The organism is Pseudonocardia sp. OZ21 (assembly GCF_059359135.1).
In genome coordinates this window covers 57297-72929 of record NZ_JCADBN010000008.1, presented here as the reverse complement: position 1 = coordinate 72929, position 15633 = coordinate 57297, and the positions used below count along the sequence as shown (strand labels likewise).

General features: G+C 74.3%; 12 protein-coding genes. 4 read left to right on the top strand and 8 right to left on the bottom strand.

The window, feature by feature from the left end:
- Window positions 1–44: 44 nt before the first annotated feature.
- The 6 genes from AC5L35_RS19335 to AC5L35_RS19310 form a co-directional block, all read right to left on the bottom strand.
- Window positions 45–1679 (bottom strand): AMP-binding protein, encoded by a 1635-nt coding sequence (locus tag AC5L35_RS19335; RefSeq protein WP_495061060.1) that lies wholly within the window; start codon window positions 1677–1679, stop codon window positions 45–47.
- Window positions 1680–1817: 138 nt separating this feature from the next.
- Window positions 1818–3797, bottom strand: a complete 1980-nt coding sequence (locus AC5L35_RS19330) for an ArnT family glycosyltransferase (protein ID WP_495061059.1) — start codon at window positions 3795–3797, stop codon at window positions 1818–1820.
- The gene (locus tag AC5L35_RS19325) at window positions 3794–5050 is read right to left on the bottom strand and encodes a bifunctional glycosyltransferase family 2/GtrA family protein (RefSeq protein WP_495061058.1); all 1257 of its coding nucleotides are present in this window, start codon (window positions 5048–5050) and stop codon (window positions 3794–3796) included. The genes AC5L35_RS19330 and AC5L35_RS19325 overlap by 4 nt, the downstream gene beginning before the upstream one ends.
- A gap of 89 nt (window positions 5051–5139) precedes the next feature.
- Window positions 5140–7170 (bottom strand): glycosyltransferase family 39 protein, encoded by a 2031-nt coding sequence (locus AC5L35_RS19320; RefSeq protein ID WP_495061057.1) that lies wholly within the window; start codon window positions 7168–7170, stop codon window positions 5140–5142.
- A gap of 133 nt (window positions 7171–7303) precedes the next feature.
- On the bottom strand, window positions 7304–8794 hold the full coding sequence (locus tag AC5L35_RS19315) for a sensor histidine kinase (RefSeq protein ID WP_495061056.1): 1491 nt from the start codon (window positions 8792–8794) through the stop codon (window positions 7304–7306).
- Window positions 8791–9522, bottom strand: a complete 732-nt coding sequence (locus AC5L35_RS19310; RefSeq protein WP_495061055.1) for a response regulator transcription factor — start codon at window positions 9520–9522, stop codon at window positions 8791–8793. Before AC5L35_RS19310 ends, AC5L35_RS19315 begins: the two co-directional genes overlap by 4 nt.
- A 143-nt stretch (window positions 9523–9665) precedes the next feature.
- Here AC5L35_RS19310 and AC5L35_RS19305 point away from each other — a divergent pair, with 143 nt between their 5' ends.
- On the top strand, window positions 9666–10343 hold the full coding sequence (locus AC5L35_RS19305) for a DUF2461 family protein (protein WP_495061054.1): 678 nt from the start codon (window positions 9666–9668) through the stop codon (window positions 10341–10343).
- Window positions 10344–10441: 98 nt separating this feature from the next.
- Here the strand turns inward: AC5L35_RS19305 and AC5L35_RS19300 are convergent, their stop codons facing one another.
- Both AC5L35_RS19300 and AC5L35_RS19295 read right to left on the bottom strand, forming a co-directional pair.
- Entirely contained in the window at window positions 10442–11185 is a 744-nt protein-coding gene (locus tag AC5L35_RS19300; RefSeq protein WP_495061053.1) for a siderophore-interacting protein, read from the bottom strand.
- The gene (locus tag AC5L35_RS19295) at window positions 11182–11793 is read right to left on the bottom strand and encodes a TetR/AcrR family transcriptional regulator (RefSeq protein WP_495061052.1); all 612 of its coding nucleotides are present in this window, start codon (window positions 11791–11793) and stop codon (window positions 11182–11184) included. Before AC5L35_RS19295 ends, AC5L35_RS19300 begins: the two co-directional genes overlap by 4 nt.
- Before the next feature lie 88 nt (window positions 11794–11881).
- On the opposite strand from AC5L35_RS19295, the gene AC5L35_RS19290 reads away from it, so the two are divergent.
- The 3 genes from AC5L35_RS19290 (at window position 11882) to AC5L35_RS19280 (ending at window position 15602) form a co-directional block, all read left to right on the top strand.
- The gene (locus AC5L35_RS19290) at window positions 11882–13354 is read left to right on the top strand and encodes a flavin-containing monooxygenase (RefSeq protein ID WP_495061051.1); all 1473 of its coding nucleotides are present in this window, start codon (window positions 11882–11884) and stop codon (window positions 13352–13354) included.
- A 38-nt stretch (window positions 13355–13392) separates the two neighbouring features.
- Window positions 13393–14340 carry an o-succinylbenzoate synthase gene (locus AC5L35_RS19285; RefSeq protein ID WP_495061050.1) on the top strand — a complete coding sequence of 316 codons (948 nt, stop codon included), beginning with the start codon at window positions 13393–13395 and terminating at the stop codon, window positions 14338–14340.
- Between the two features lie 311 nt (window positions 14341–14651).
- Window positions 14652–15602: an NAD(P)/FAD-dependent oxidoreductase gene (locus AC5L35_RS19280; RefSeq protein WP_495061049.1), complete on the top strand. Its 951-nt coding sequence runs from the start codon at window positions 14652–14654 to the stop codon at window positions 15600–15602.
- The last annotated feature ends 31 nt before the right edge of the window (window positions 15603–15633 follow it).

Genomic DNA, 15633 nt, shown 5'->3' with positions numbered 1-15633 from the left:
GCCGACCATATCCAAGCCTGCCCTAACTCAGGCGGGTGACTCCCTCAAACGAGATCGGCGTCGTCCTTGTCGGGCCCGCGCAGCTCACGGTGCACGACCTTGCCCGTGGCGTTGCGCGGCAGCCCGTCCACGAACTCCACGTCCCGGGGCACGGAGAAGCGCCCGAGCTCGCCGCGCACCCAGGCGCGGACGTCGTGGGCATCGACGGAGGCCCCCGGCTCCAGCACCACGAAGGCGGCCAGCCGCTGGCCGTACTGCGCGTCCGGGACGCCCATCACGGCGGCCTCCCGCACCTCCGGCCGGGCCGCCAGCAGATCCTCCACCGGGCCAGGGTGCACGTTCTCCCCGCCGGAGACGATCATGTCGTCGGCGCGGCCGGTGAGCTGCAGCCTGCCGTCCTCGTCGAGCCTGCCGATGTCGCCGGTGCCGAGCATCCCGCCGGCCCGCTCGACGTCCGCGCCCTCGCGCGTGTAGCCCTCGAAGGGCATGTCGTTGCGGACGAAGACCCGCCCTTCCGTGCCCGTCGGCACCGGCCTGCCGTCCTCGTCGAGGATGACCAGCCGGGTGCCGGCCGGGGCCCGGCCCGCCGTGCCGGGTGCGGCGCGCAGGTCGGCGGGGGAGGCGATGCTGACCCACGACACCTCGGTCGAGCCGTAGAGGTTGTAGAGCACGTCGCCGAAGCGGTCCTGGAACGTGGTGGCCAGCTCGGCGGGCAGCGCCGACCCGCTGACGGCCACGATCCGCGGGCGGTGGTGCGTCCACGCGGCGTCCAGCTGCGCGGCGGGCAGCTCCAGCACCCGCTGCAGCATCACCGGCACCGCGAAGACGGCCTCGCAGCGCTGCTCCTCCACGACGCGCAGGAACTCCGCCGGGTCGAACTTGCGTCGCAGCACCACCGGCGACCCGTGCAACGCGGCCAGTTGCAGCGCGGCGTAGCCCCAGGTGTGCAGGAGCGGAGCGGCGATCAGCACCGGCTCGGCGGCACGCAGCGGGATCATCGAGAGGATCGCCGCCGCGGGGGCGAGGCTGCGCGGCGGCGGCCGGCGGGCGCCCTTCGGGGTGCCGGTGGTGCCGGAGGTCAGGACGATCGTGCGGCCCACGCGGGGACGCCGAGGCAGCGCACCGGTGCCGTCGAGCTGGGTCAGGTCGTGGATGACCGGGCAGTCGGCGGGGAGCCCGGCCAGCGCCGCGTCGAACTCCGCGTCGGCGACGACGGTGTGCAGCTCCAGCTCGGCCGCGACCTCCCGGAGCTGCCCTGCCGAGAGCCCCGTGTTGAGCAGCACCACGTCGGCGCCCAGCTTGCCCACCGCCACCTGGACCTCGATCGTGCCGCGGTGGTTGCGGCACAGGACCCCGACGCGCACGCCGGGGCCCACACCCGCATCGGCGAAACCCCGCGCCATCGCGTCGGTGCGCCGGTGCAGCTCGCCGAAGGTGACCGAGCCGTCCTCGTCGATGACCGCGATGTGATCGGGGTGGCGGGCGGCGCCCACCACGTACGCGGACGCGATCGTGAACCGGTAGCGCAGTAGGCCGAGGCTCATCCCGAACAGCCGGTCCGGCCGCTCGATCCGGACCACCCCGGAGCGTCTCAGGGCGACGATCGCCCGGCCCGAACCGGCCACCTGTTCGGCACCCGCCCGTATCGACCCCAGTACCCGCGTGAACACATCGATCACCGGCCCAGTCTGGCAGCGGCGGGGCCTGCCCCGCAGTCCGCCGTCAGGCCGATGCCGCTCGTGAAGACCTGTCCAAAGGGGACGATACGGATGGGTCGACGGAGGAGCGGCACGGGACGAACCTCCTCCTTCGGGCGATCAGTGCACGGGTCGGGTGAGGTCGTAGACCGTCTGGCCGCCGATGGTCCTGTGGGAGAAGTTGTCCTGCACCCACGTCGCGATCGGGGACCGGTCGCCGCCGAACCCGCCCGGGAAGAAGTAGTGCACCTGGCCTGCGGCGACGTAGCCCTGGAACTGTTCGAGGGTGGGAGCGGGGTCGATGCCGTAGAACCCGCCGACGGCCATCACGGTCGTCCCGCTCGCCAGCGCGAGCTGGGAGCTGCCCTGGGATCCGATGGAGGCAGCCGACCACGTGGTACCCGCGTGCTGCAGGAGCTCCACGAGCTCCGGGTCGGTCCGCTGCTCGGGCCCGCCGACCAGGCCGGCGACCCCCAGGGGGAGGGCATCCGGGCGCTTGTGCAGCTGGTCGAGGAAGTAGGCGGCGACACCGCTGGGAGGGCCCGCTGCCGGGAGGCTCCCGGTGTGGGGTGTCGCCGCGGTGTCCACGGCGTAGGCGGCGGGCGCGACGAGGACCGAGAGCGCCACGACCACTCCCGTGACGGTCCACCGGCGCCGTCCGGAGCCGGGCACCAGCAGCGCGAGCACGGCGAGGACGCCCAGTGCGGCCACCACCCAGCGCAGCCACGGCAGGAACTCCGGGGACCGGTCGAGCAGCACCACCGCCCACACCGCCGTGCCGGCCACGACCACCGCGAGCGCGAGTCGTCCCGGCCAGGAGCCCCGGCGGAGCCACAGCTCGTGGCCGCCGATCCCGACCAGCGCCGCGATCCCGGGGGCGAGCGCCACCGTGTAGTACGAGTGGAAGATCCCCTCGGCCAGGCTGAAGACCAGGACCGTCACGATCGTCCAGGTGCCCCACAGCACGAGGGAGGCGCGGGTGCGGTCGGTGCGCGCCGCCCGCCGGGTCACCCAGAGCCCGACCACCAGCAGCACCAGCGCGGCAGGCAGCAGCCACGACACCTGCGCGCCGACGTCGGTGCCGAACATGCGGGTGAGCCCGGCCCCGCCCCCGAAGCCGCCGAAACCACCTCCGCCGTGGGCGCCGTGGGCCATGTCCGCCCCGGGAGGCATGGCCCCACCGCCGCCGTGGGCCATCCGGTCCCGGACGGCATCGCCTGCGCCGGGAGCCTGCCCGGTACCGCCCCGGTGCCCGCCCGGGTCCCCGGAGCCACCGAAGATCCGGCCGAGGCCGTTGTAGCCGAGCGCCAGCTCGAGCACGCTGTTGGTCTGCGAACCGCCGACGTACGGGCGGTCGGCCGCCGGCCACAGCTCGACGGTCGCCACCCACCAGCCTGCCGCCACGACGATCGCGATCCCCGCCGCGAGGAGCTGCCGGATCCGGCGCCAGAAGCCGGTGGGCGCCGCCACGAGATAGGCCAGCGCCAGCGCCGGGACCACGACCAGGGCCTGGCCCATCTTGGCCAGGAACGCGAAGCCGACGAGCGCACCGGCCAGCACCAGCCACCGGGTGCCTGCGGCCTCGATGGCGCGGACGGTGGCGTACGCCGCGGCCACCATCAGCAGCACGAGCAGGGCGTCGGGGTTGTTGAACCGGAACATCAGTGCCGCGACCGGGGTCAGCGCCATCGCCGCGCCCGCGAACAGCCCGGCCCGATGACCGGACACCCGGCGTACCGCGGCGTAGAGGAGGGCCACCGTCGCGACGCCCATGAGCGCCTCCGGCACCAGCATGCTCCAGGAGGAGAAGCCGAAGATCCGGCCGGAGAGCGCCATGACCCAGAGCGAGGCGGGCGGCTTGTCGACCGTGACGATGTTGCCCGCGTCGAAGGACGCGAAGAAGAACGCCTTCCAGCTGCGCGTCATCGACTCGACGGCCGCGGCGTAGTAGCTGTTGGCGAAGCCGGACGCGCCCAGGTCCCACAGGTAGAGCACCGCGGTAGCGGCGAGCAGCACGCCCAGCCCGACCCACTCGTGCCGCCGCTCCGGAGGCACGGCCGCGACGGGTGCCGGGTCGGTGGGGGCCAGGGTGGCGGTCATGTCCGGATCTCCTCGACGGTGGGGGTTGCCGGGCGGCGCGAACGGAAGATCCACGAGCGGAACGCGACGAAACGCAGGATCGTCGCCGCCCCGTTCGCGGCGACGAGCACGATCAGCTCGGTGGTGTGGCTCGCCCCCGGCGCCCAGTGCGCCAGCGCGGCCAGCGCGGCGGTGGTGAGGACGAGCCCGAGGCCGAACACGATCAGGCCCTGGAGCTGGTGGGTGGCCCCGCTGCCGCCGCGTACGCCGAACGTCAGCCTGCGGTTGGCCGCGGTGTTGCCGACGGCGGTGACGACCAGGGCCACCAGGTTGGCGCCGAACGCACCGAGCGGGTCGCGCAGCAGCGCGTAGAGGATCAGGTAGGCCAGCGTGCTGACCACTCCGATCGCCGCGAACCGGATGAGCTGGCCCGGCAGTCCCCTCGGCACGCCTGCCACCTCCGGGCCGGAGAGCGCGCCCCGGCCGAGCTGCCCGCGCAGCTCCTGCACGGGCAGGCGCCCGGTCGCGAGCGCCCGGCCGAGCCGGGCCACGCCCCTGAGGTCGGCGAGCGCCGTCGCGACGATGTCGACCCGGCTGTCCGGGTCGTCGACCCAGTCGACGGGCACCTCGTGGATGCGCAGGCCGCTGCGCTCCGCGAGCACGAGCAGTTCGGTGTCGAAGAACCAGCCCGTGTCCTCCACCAGCGGCAGCAGTCGCTGCGCGACGTCGGCCCTGATCGCCTTGAAGCCGCACTGGGCGTCGGAGAACCGTGTGGCCAGCGCCCCGTGCAGGAGCAGGTTGTAGGCGCGCGAGATGAGCTCCCGCTTCGCGCCGCGCACCACCCGGGAGCCGCGGCCGAGCCGGGTGCCGATCGCGAGGTCGGAGTGCCCGGAGATCAGCGGCGCCACGAGCGGGAGCAGGGCCGCCAGGTCGGTGGAGAGGTCGACGTCGCAGTAGGCGAGCACCTGTGCGTCGGACGCCGTCCATGCGGCGTGCAGCGCCCGGCCACGGCCCTTCTGCGCCATCCGTAGTGCGGTCACGCCGGGCAGCCGTGCGGCGAGCTCGGCGGCGATCCGCGGGGTCGCGTCGGTGCTGGCGTTGTCGGCGATCGTGATCCGGAACCGGTAGGGGAACTGCTCGGTGAGGTGGGCGTGCAGCCGGTGGACCGACGGCGCCAGGTCGGATTCCTCGTTGAACACCGGGACGACCACGTCGAGCACGGGAGGAACAGGCTGTCCCGGAGGGGCGTGGTGCGGCGCACTGTCGACGCTCATGGTATCGACCGTCGGGGGAGGCGCTGTCCGAGTCTTGTGCCATTGATGTGGCAGAGCTGTGTGTCCGGTCGGTCCCGGAGTGACGGTGCTCATGGCGCCGCCGGGGCCGTGAGGTCGTAGAGCGTCGTGCCGTCCACGGTCGTCGCGGGGAAGGTGGCCGCCACCCACGCGGCGACCCGCCCGGCCTGGTCACTGCCCCCGCTCGCGGTGTCGTCCGTCCCGCGGCCGCCGATGAACCAGTGGACCTGTCCCTGCGCCACGAGCTGCTGGAAGTGTTCGAGCGTCGGCGAGGGGTCCGTGCCGTTGAAGCCGCCGACCGCCATCACGGGTGAGCCCGTGGCGAGCTGGTAGCCGGCGGCGCTGTTGGAGCCGACGGCGGCGGCCACCCAGGTGTGGGCCGCGGCGTCGCGCTGCAGGAGCGCCACCACGTCGGCGGGCGGTGTCGTCGTGCCCACCAGGGACGCCAGGCCGCCGAATCCGCCGAACCCGCCGGGCGGCGCGTCGCGGTGTGGCCGGGCCCGGTGAGCCGGACCTGCGTGCGCGGCACCCGGGCCGGGACCGGACCGGCCCGCCTCGGCCCCGAACCCGGGGAACTGTCCTGGTCGGCCGAACGCAGCCGGCCACCCGCCGCCGAAGCCGCGCAGCCCGGTGCCCACCGGGCCCGCCGAGGGAATGGCACCCGTGTGCGGGACGGCCGCCGTGATCAGGGAGTACGCGGCCGGCCCGGCGAGCGAGGCCAGCACGGCCACGGCCGCGACGCCCGTCGCGAGCGCTCGCGGTAGCCGGGGCACGGCGAGCAGACCCACCGTCGCGACCGCACCTGCCGCCAGGACCGTGGGCGCCAGCCACGGCTGCCACTCCGGAGCGCGCTCCAGGAGCACGAACGCCCACGCCGCCGTCAGCGCCACGACCGCGGCCAGCGTCACCCGCGGTGCGACCGTGGCCCGCTCCCGCCACAGCACCCCCGCCCCGATCCCGACGAGCGCCGCGATGGCCGGCGCGATGGCGACCAGGTAGTAGGGATGGAAGATCCCGGCCATCAGGCTGAACACGGCGCAGGTGACGACCAGCCACCCGCCCCAGACCACGGCCGCGGCCCGCAGCGGATCGGTGCGCGGTGCCCCGCGCGTCCGCCAGAGCAGCACGACGAGCAGCACCAGCGCCGCAGGCAGCAGCCACGACGCCTGGCCGCCGAGCTCGCCGTCGAACAGCCGGGTCAGGCCGGTCTCACCCCAGCCGCCCGTCCGCCCGCCCGCACCGCCGCCGACGCTGCCGACCTCGTCGCCGGTCAACCGTCCGAAGCCGTTGTAGCCCAGCACGAGCTCAAGCACGCTGTTGTTCTGCGAACCGCCGATGTAGGGCCGCGAGCCGGCAGGCCAGAGCTCGACGACCAGCACCCACCAGCCCGCCGTGACCACCAGCGCCACGGTGGCGAGCGCGAGGTCGCGGAACCGGCGCCCGATCCCGACCGGGGCGGCCAGCAGCCACACCGCCGCGAGGGCGGGCAGCACCAGGAACGCCTGCAGCATCTTGGTGAGGAAGCCGAGCCCGATCAGTGCCCCGGCGAGCACCAGCCACGGCGTCCGGCCGCCCTCGACCGCCCGGAGCGTGGCGTACGCCGCCCCGATGAGCAGGAGGGTTAGCAGGGCGTCGGGGTTGTTGAACCGGAACATCAGCACGGCCACCGGCGTGAGCGCGAGCGCCGCGCCGGCCAGCAGCCCGGCTGCGGTGCCCGCGGTGCGCCGCACCGTGGCGTACAGCAGCCCGACCGAGGCCACCCCCATCAGCGCCTGCGGGACGAGGACGCTCCAACTGCTCAGCCCGAAGATCCGCACGGACAGCCCGGTCACCCACAACGCCGCGGGCGTCTTGTCCACCGTGATCGAGTTGGCGGCGTCCGACGAGCCGAAGAACCACGCCTTCCAGCTCACGCCACCGGCCTGCGCCGCCGCGGCGTAGAACGCGTTGGCCCAGCCCGACTCGGACAGCCCCCAGAGATAGAGAACGGCGGTGGCGGCGAGCAGGACGGACACCGCCGCCCACCGGGCTCCGGACGCGGGACGCGAAGGGGGAGGCGCGGTGCGCGGTGGATCGACCGCGGTCGGAAGCGTCGTGGTCACATGGGCCGAGGGTGGTGTCCGGGGCTGTGCCGTCCTGGTGCTGCGCCTGTGTGGCAGCTGTGACTGGGCGGCCGCGGACAGCGTGCGGACCAGCGACGATCTGCCGTTCGGACGGCTGAGGGCGGCGACCCGCTCAGCGAGCGGGCGGGAGCGGGACCGGCATCGGGGCGGGACCGGGCTGCACCACGCGCAGCGGCGTGGTCCGGGCGGGCGGGACGCTCGGGAGGTGCACGGTGAACGCGGTGCGGCCCGGGACGCTCGACACCGACACGGATCCGCCGTGCGCGGCGACGACGGCGTGGACGATCGCGAGCCCCAGCCCACTGCTGCCGTTCGCCCGCGACCTGGAGGTGGAGCCGCGCGCGAACCGCTCGAACACGTGGGGCGCCAGTTCGGGCGGGATGCCCGGTCCGTCGTCCACCACGTCCAGCCGGGCGCCGTCGGGCTCCAGGGCGAGAGCGACGGTCACCGCCGTGCCGGGCGGCGTGTGGGCACGGGCGTTGGCCAGCAGGTTCGCCAGCACCTGGGCCAGCCGCGACGCGTCCCCCGGCACCGTCACCGGCTCCTCGGGGAGCGCGAGCTGCCACCGGTGGCCCGGACCGGCGGCATGCGCGTCGCTCACCGCGTCGACGACGAGCCGCGTGAGGTCGACCTCGCGGCGCTCCAGAGGGCGACCGGCGTCGAGCCGGGCGAGCAGGAGCAGGTCCTCGACGAGCGTGGTCATCCGCTCGGACTGGGCGGAGATCCGCACCAGTGCGTACTCCGCGTCGGCCGGCAGCTCTCCGCGCCTGCTCAGCTCGGCGTACCCACGGATCGCGGCCAGCGGGGTGCGTAGCTCGTGGCTGGCGTCGGCGACGAACTGGCGCAGCCGTGTCTCGCTGTCCTGGCGGGCCTCCAGGGCCGCGCCGACGTGGTCGAGCATGTGGTTGAGGGCCGCGCCGACCTGACCCACCTCGGTGCGCGGGTCGGCGGCAGGCACCCGCTCGACCAGCGAGACCTCGCCCCGGTCCAGCGGGAGCGTGCTCACCCGCCTCGCCGTGGCCGCCACCTTCTCCAGCGGCCGCAGCTCACGTCGCACCAGCACGGCCCCGGCGAGGCCCGCCCCCAGCAGCGTCACCGCGGCGACGATCAGCTCGGTCGTCACGAGCCGCGCCACGGTTTCCTTCACCTGGCGCTCGGAGAGGCCGGTGATGATCACGTTGCTGTCCGGGCCCGGCAACGCCTCGAGCCGGTAGACACCCAGCGAGCCCAGGTCGGCGCTCACCGGCGGATGGTCGACGACCACGGTGGTCAGGTCGGGGAACTCCGTCGCGGCCACCGGTTGCACCGCCCCGTCGCGGGTGTACACCCACGCCGAGACGACCTGGCCGTGGCGCAGCACGGCGCTGAGACTGTCGGGCGGCCGCAGGCCGGGCCGGTCCCCGAGGCTGGGCAGGGGCAGCGGCATGCCCGAGGAGTCGACGCGGGCGAGCACCCTGCTCGACACCCGCAGGTCCCCGTCGAGCCTGCCGATGAGGAAGCCGCGCAGCGTGAGGACGGTGACCAGCGCGACCACGGCCGTCGCAACGGCGAGGAGCAGCAGCAGCGTCGCGACCAGTCGCGTCCGCAGCGAGCGGCTCCTCACCCCCCGGCCGCCGGTTTGAGCACATAGCCCGCGCCGCGCACGGTGTGGATCATGGGCGAGCGGCCGGCGTCGATCTTCTTACGCAGGTAGGACACGTAGAGCTCGACCACGTTGGACTGGCCGCCGAAGTCGTAGTTCCACACGCGGTCCAGTATCTGCCCCTTGGACAGCACGCGCTTGGGGTTGCGCATGAGGTAGCGCAGCAGCTCGAACTCCGTGGCCGTGAGCTCAACGGGCGCGTCGCCCCGGCGCACCTCGTGGCTGTCCTCGTCCAGCACGAGGTCGCCCACCACGAGCTCGGAGCCCTGCCGGGCCGCCGCCATCCCGGAGCGGCGCAGCAGCCCGCGCAGCCGGGCCACCAGCTCCTCGAGGCTGAACGGCTTGGTGACGTAGTCGTCGCCACCCGCGGTGAGCCCGGCGATCCGGTCCTCGACGGCGTCCTTGGCCGTCAGGAACAGCACCGGCACGTCCGGGGTCTCCGCGCGCATCCGGCGCAGCACCTCGAGGCCGTCGAAGTCGGGCAGCATCACGTCGAGGACGACGGCGTCGGGCCGGAACTCCCGCGCGCCCCGGACGGCGGAGCTCCCGTCGGCGGCGGTGCGGACGTCCCAGCCCTCGTAGCGCAGGGCCATCGAGAGCAGGTCGGAGAGTGAGGCCTCGTCATCGACGACCAGGATCCGGATCGCGCTGCCGTCGGCCCGCCGCAATGCCGTGGCCTGGTCCCTCATCGTCGACATGCTAGCCAGCGTCGCGCGCCGGACTGTGGCGCCGATGGGCGAAGCCTGTGTGCCCGCTGTGGAACCGGAAGGGCCGTCGCGTCGTCCAAGTGCGCATCGATCACGTGCGATCGACCGTACCCGAGGAGGGCGAGATGGACGCGTTCGACGGCTGGCCTGCCGACGCCACCACGTTCCTGGCCGAGATCACCGCCGACAACGACCGGGAGTTCTGGGCGGCGCAGCGCCACCGGCACGCCGCCGCGGTGCACGCCCCGATGAAGGCGCTCGCCGCGGAGCTCGAACCCGAGTTCGGGCCGGTCCGCGTGTTGCGGCCGGTGGTCAACCGCAGGTTCCGGCCCGGCGTCCCGCCGTACCGCACCGACACCGGTGGGGTGGCCACCACCGCGGGTGGCTGCGCGCTCGCCGTCGTGCTGTCTGCCACGGTGTTGTCGGCGACGTCGGGGCACTGGTCGTTCGACGCAGGCCAGGTCCGGCGCTACCGCACCGCGGTGCAGGGCGCGGCGGGGGAGGAGCTCGCCGGGCTGCTCGCCGGCCTCGGCGAGGGTGCGCTCGATCCCGGCCGCCCCCTGGTCGGCGCGCCGCGCGGCGTCCGGGCCGACCACCCCCGGATCCACCTGCTGCGCAGGCGCGGACTGCAGCTCACCCGCTCCCGGCCGGTAGGCGAGTGGCTCACCACGCGCGAACCGCTGGAGTGGGTGCGGGCGTCGTGGCACGCGGCGGCACCGGTGGTCGCCTGGCTCGACGAACACGTCGGCGCCGCCGAACCCGTCGCGTCGCGGCCCCGGCCCGTGCAGCCGGTCCCCCGGTGACCGCGCAGCTCACGAGGGCGCCGTGGCGACGATCTCTGCGAGATCCGCGTGTGCGCCCTGCGGAGGGCGCATCGGTGCGTCTCGCAGCGATCGGGGCGTCAGCGGGCGCGCCAGTAGCCCGTGGCGTACACCCGGCGACGGTCCAGGCCGCGGTCGTCGAGCAGGTGCTTGCGCAGGTCGCGCACGCAGGCCGACTCGCCGGAGAGCCACGCCTGCCCGGAGCCCGCCGGGAACGTCGCAGCCCGCACGGCCTCGGTCAGCGGGGTGCCCGGCTCCCGGTCGCCGCGGTGCACCCACCGCACGTCGGCGGCGCCGGGCAGGTCCTGCTCCTCGCCTGCGTCGGCCACCTCGAGGAACGCGAGTGCTGGCACGCCGGCGGGCAGGGCGTCGAGCACCGTGGCCACGGCGGGCAGTGCCGTCTCGTCGCCGATCACCACGTGGAACTCGGCGGCCGGGTCGGGCTCGAACCGGCCGCCCGGCTCCGAGACACCCACCCACGAGCCGGGCCGCGCGTCACGGGCCCACGCCGCCGCCGGCCCGTGCCCTTCGTGGAGCACGAAGTCGACGTCGAGCTCGCCCGAGCCGGGGTCGAAGCGCCGCACGGTGTACGTGCGGATCGCGGGGCGCGGCTCGCCGGTCGGCCACAGCGGACCGCCCGACGTGGCCCGGGGCACCGCGGGCCGGTCCTGCCCTGGCACGGGGAAGAACATCTTGATCCGGCGGTCGGGCCCGTCGCCGCCGAAGCCGGCCAGCTCCTCGCCGCCGAGCGTCACGCGGACCATCCGGGGGGTGATCCGCTCGCTGCGCCGCACCTGCAGCAGCCGGGGTGCCGTCGTCGTCATCGCGACGATTGTGCCGCTGCGCCACCCACGGCAGCGAGCCCCGTCCAGACGAGGTCCATCAGGTACTCCGTGGCCTGCTCGCTGGTGACCGTCCGCGCGCTGCCGCGCCACAGGGCGAGCCGCTCACACGCGCCGACGATCACCTGCGCCCATCCGGTCAGCTGCTGCGGGTCGGCGTCGGGCGCCTGGGCCGCGAGCAGGGCGGCGATGAAGTCGGTCTGCTGCGCCCGGATGCCCTCCAGGGCATCGCCCGCCACCGTCGACTCCGAGTACAGGAACGTCCAGGCCGGCTCGCGCTGCTCCAGGTACTCGAAGAAGGCCAGCGTCCCGCTCCGGAGCATCTCCTCGGGGCCGTCCGCCGACGCCGCGGCCGTGGTGGTCACCTCGAGCAGCTCGGAGCGGGCGCGCGCGATGCACGCGAGGAGCAACCCGTCCTTGGAGCCGAAGTGGGCGTAGAGCACCGGCTTCGTCACGCCCACCCGCTCGGCCACCACGTCCATGGAGGCGGCCTGGTAGCCGCGCTCGCCGAACACCGCCACGGCCGCGTCCAGGATCTGCCGCTCACGCTCGGCGCGGCTCACCCGGCGGCGAGGTGTCCTGGGCTCCACGCTGCCAACCTACCGCAGGTAGGAAGGAACCTACCGACGGTAACTTACCCGTGGTAACTTCCGGGGGTCGCCGACCGAGAGGAAGAGGATGAGCGCGCCGACCGCTGACATCACCGTGGACATCGCGATCGTCGGCGCCGGGTTCGCCGGGTTGGGGGCCGCCGCACGGCTCGCCGCGGAGGGCCGCAACGACTTCCTCGTCCTCGAGAAGGCCGAGTCGGTGGGGGGTACCTGGCGCGACAACACCTATCCAGGGTGCACCTGCGACGTGCAGTCGGCCCTGTACTCGTTCTCGTTCGCGCCCAACCCCGGGTGGACCCACCGCTTCGCCCGGCAGCCGGAGATCCGCGCCTACCTGGAGGACATCGCAGACCGCTGCGGCCTGCGCTCCCGCATCCGGTTCGGAGCCCGCGTCACGTCGGCCACGTGGGAAGGAAAGGGCTGGACCCTGCGGATCGCCGACGGCTCCACCGTCAGCGCACGGGTGGTCGTCTGGGCCCCCGGGGGGCTGCGCGAGATGGCGGTCCCGGACATCGAGGGACTCGCGACGTTCCGGGGCACCACGTTCCACTCCGCCGACTGGAACCACGACCACGACCTGCGCGGACGCCGGGTCGCGGTGATCGGCACAGGTGCGAGCGCGATCCAGTTCGTCCCGGCGATCCAGCCCGACGTCGAGCACCTCACGCTCTTCCAGCGCACCGCCCCGTGGGTGGTGCCCAAGTCAGATGGAGAGGTCTCGCCCCTGCTACGCCGGCTCTACCGGGCCGTGCCGCTCCTGCAGAAGCTCAAGCGCGCGGCGGTCTACGCGCGCGGTGAGGCCGTGCTGGCGTTCTTCCTCCGCACGAGCCGCGCGAAGGTTCCGGAGAAGGTGGGCCGGACCTACATCGACCGGGTGTTCGCCGACCGGCCCGACCTCCGGGGGAAGGTCACACCCGACTTCGCGTTCGGCTGCAAGCGGGTGCTGCTCTCCGACGACTACTACCCGGCACTCAAGCAACCGAACGTCGCCGTGGTCACGGAGAAGATCGTCCGCGTCACGGAGGCGGGGGTGGTGACGGCCGACGGCGTCGAGCACGAGGTCGACACGATCATCCTCGGCACGGGGTTCAAGGTCGCGGCGAGCTTCCTCGACTCGATGGAGGTCACCGGCCGCGACGGCGTGAGCCTGGGCGAAGCGTGGCGCGACGGCATCGAGGGCTTCCTCGGCACCACGGTTGCCGGGTTTCCCAACCTGTTCCTCATGACCGGTCCCAACACTGCGATCGGGCACACGTCGCTGGTCGTCATGATCGAGGCGCAGCTGAACTACGTCCTGGACGCGTTGCGGCTGCTCGACCGCACCGGCGCCACGGCCCTGGACACCCGCCGCGACCGGCAGGTCGCCTACAACATCGCGACGCAGCGGAAGTTCGCCGGCACGGTGTGGACGGCCGGTGGTTGCAAGAGCTGGTACCTCGACGAGGACGGCCGCAACCGCACCATCTGGCCGAACTTCACGTTCGTCTTCCGGCGCCGCACCCGCAGGGTCCGCCCGGCCGACCACGAGCTGCTGGTGTGACTCTCCGGCCCCGCCTCCGTCAGGCTTAGGGTCGGACCGTGGTCGATGCCGCCGTCTATGCCATTCCCATGACCGCCCGGTTCCGCGGGATCACCGTGCGGGAGGGGATGCTGCTGCGGGGCCCTGCCGGCTGGGGCGAGTTCTGCCCGTTCACGGAGTACGACGACGCCGAGTCCGCCCCGTGGCTGGCCGCCGCGGTGGAGGCCGCCGAGGAGGGCTGGCCGGAGCCCGTCCGCGACCGGGTGCCGGTGAACTGCATCGTCCCGGCGGTCGGGCCGGAGCGCGCGCAGGAGATCGTGCGCGCGTCGGGCTGCACCACGGCGAAGGTGAAGGTCGCCGACACTCCCGACTCGCTGCCGGACGACCTCGAACGTGTGGCGGCGGTCCGCGACGCCCTCGGCACCCACGGCGCGGTGCGGGTGGACGCCAACGCGCGCTGGGACGTCGACGACGCCGTCACCGCGATCCGGGCGCTGGAGCGCGCGGCAGGCGGGCTGCAGTACGTCGAGCAGCCGTGCCTCACGATCGAGGAGCTCGCGGCGGTGCGCCGCCGGGTCGACGTGCCGATCGCGGCCGACGAGTCGATCCGCCGGGCCGAGGACCCGCTGCGGGTGGCGGTCGCGGGTGCGGCCGACATCGCCGTGCTCAAGTGCGCCCCGCTCGGCGGGGTGCGCCGGGCGCTGGCCGTCGCCGAGGCGTGCGGGCTGCCGTGCGTGGTGTCGTCCGCGCTGCAGACCAGCGTGGGGCTGGCGGGCGAGCTGGCGCTGGCGGGCGCGCTGCCCCACCTGGACCTCGCGTGCGGGTTCGGCACCGGAGCCCTGCTCGCCACCGACGTGGTCGCCGACCCGCTCCTGCCCCGCGACGGCTGGCTCCCCGTGCTGCGTCAGGCACCCGAACCGGTGCTCCGCGACGCCGTCGCCGCCGACCCCGAGCGCACGCGCTGGTGGCAGGACCGGCTGGCGCGGGTGACGGCCGGGGTGCACTGACCACCCGCCGCGAGGACTCACTTCGCGCTCCCGGCCGGCGCGGGCCGAAACCGGGCGACTCGCGGGCGCGAACCGGGCGACTCGCGCGCAGAAAACGGGCGACTCGCGGGCGTGAACCGGGCGACTCGCGGGGCGGGGGAGGCGGACCGCCCCGCGAGTCGGCCCGAATCCGTGCGCGAGTCGCCCGGAAACAGCCCGCGAGTCGCCCCGAACTCGTGCGCGAGTCGCCCGGAAACGGTGCGCGAGTCGCCTTCTCCGGTGGGTGACCGGGTGGCTCGCGCGGGTGGGGTCGGGCCAATACGGTTCGGGGCGTGTCGGTACTGGTGGTCGGAGCGGGGCTGGCGGGCGTGGCGTGCGCCGTGGAGCTCACCGTGGCCGGGGTGCCGGTGCAGGTGCTGGAGCGCGCCGCGCACGTCGGGGGCCGGATGGCCAGCAGAACGGTCCACGGTCGGCCCGTCGACGTCGGTGCGGCCTATTTCACCGTCCGCGATCCGGAGTTCGCCGAGGTCGTGGCCGGCTGGCGGACGGCGGGCCTGGCCCGGCCGTGGACGTCCGAGCTCGCGGTACTCGGCAACGGCAGCCGCGGCCGGTCGCCCGGTCCGGTCCGCTGGGCGGCGCCCCGCGGGCTGGCGAGCCTCGTAGCGGAGCTGGCGTCCGGACTGACCGTGGAGCTGGACCACGAGGTCCACCGCGTGGGCCCGGGACCCGTGGTGGACGGCGGGGCCGGCGACGTGGTCGTGCTCGCGATGCCCGACCCGCAGGCGCTGCGCCTGCTCGACCCGGCCTCGCCTGCCGTTCCCGAACTGGCCGGCCGGGAGTGGCGGCCGGTGATCACCGTCGTTGCGGGCTGGCCGTCGCGGGAGTGGCCGGAGATGGCCGCGGCGTTCGTCAACGACCACCCTGTCCTGTCGCTGATCGCCGACGACGGGGACCGCAGGGGTGACGGCGCTGCGGTGCTCGTGGCCCACACCACCGCCGACGCCGCCCGGCGGTACGAGACGGACCCCGCCGGTGCCGTCGCGCCGGTACTCGGGGTCGTCCGTGAGCTGCTCGACGTGCCCACGGCACCCTCCTGGACCGCCGTGCACCGCTGGGACCACGCAGCGCCGGCTGCTGCCCGTGACCAGCCCTTCCACCTCGGTGACGACGGCATCGCCGTCGCGGGCGACTCCTGGGGCAGCTCGCGGGTGGAGACGGCGTGGCGGTCCGGGACGCTGCTGGGGCGGGCGGTGGCCGCTCGGCTGGGCGCCTCCCGTCGCTGAGCCGCGGCAGGAGGAGCGGATCCCCCGGTCG

What these genes read in the sequence shown, in the direction of transcription:
- AC5L35_RS19330 (WP_495061059.1), bottom strand. Translation starts at nt 3,797, where the DNA reads ATGACCGCCACCCTGGCCCCCACCGACCCGGCACCCGTCGCGGCCGTG.
- AC5L35_RS19325 (WP_495061058.1), bottom strand. Translation starts at nt 5,050, where the DNA reads ATGAGCGTCGACAGTGCGCCGCACCACGCCCCTCCGGGACAGCCTGTT.
- AC5L35_RS19310 (WP_495061055.1), bottom strand. Translation starts at nt 9,522, where the DNA reads ATGAGGGACCAGGCCACGGCATTGCGGCGGGCCGACGGCAGCGCGATC.
- AC5L35_RS19305 (WP_495061054.1), top strand. Translation starts at nt 9,666, where the DNA reads ATGGACGCGTTCGACGGCTGGCCTGCCGACGCCACCACGTTCCTGGCC.
- AC5L35_RS19300 (WP_495061053.1), bottom strand. Translation starts at nt 11,185, where the DNA reads ATGACGACGACGGCACCCCGGCTGCTGCAGGTGCGGCGCAGCGAGCGG.
- AC5L35_RS19290 (WP_495061051.1), top strand. Translation starts at nt 11,882, where the DNA reads ATGAGCGCGCCGACCGCTGACATCACCGTGGACATCGCGATCGTCGGC.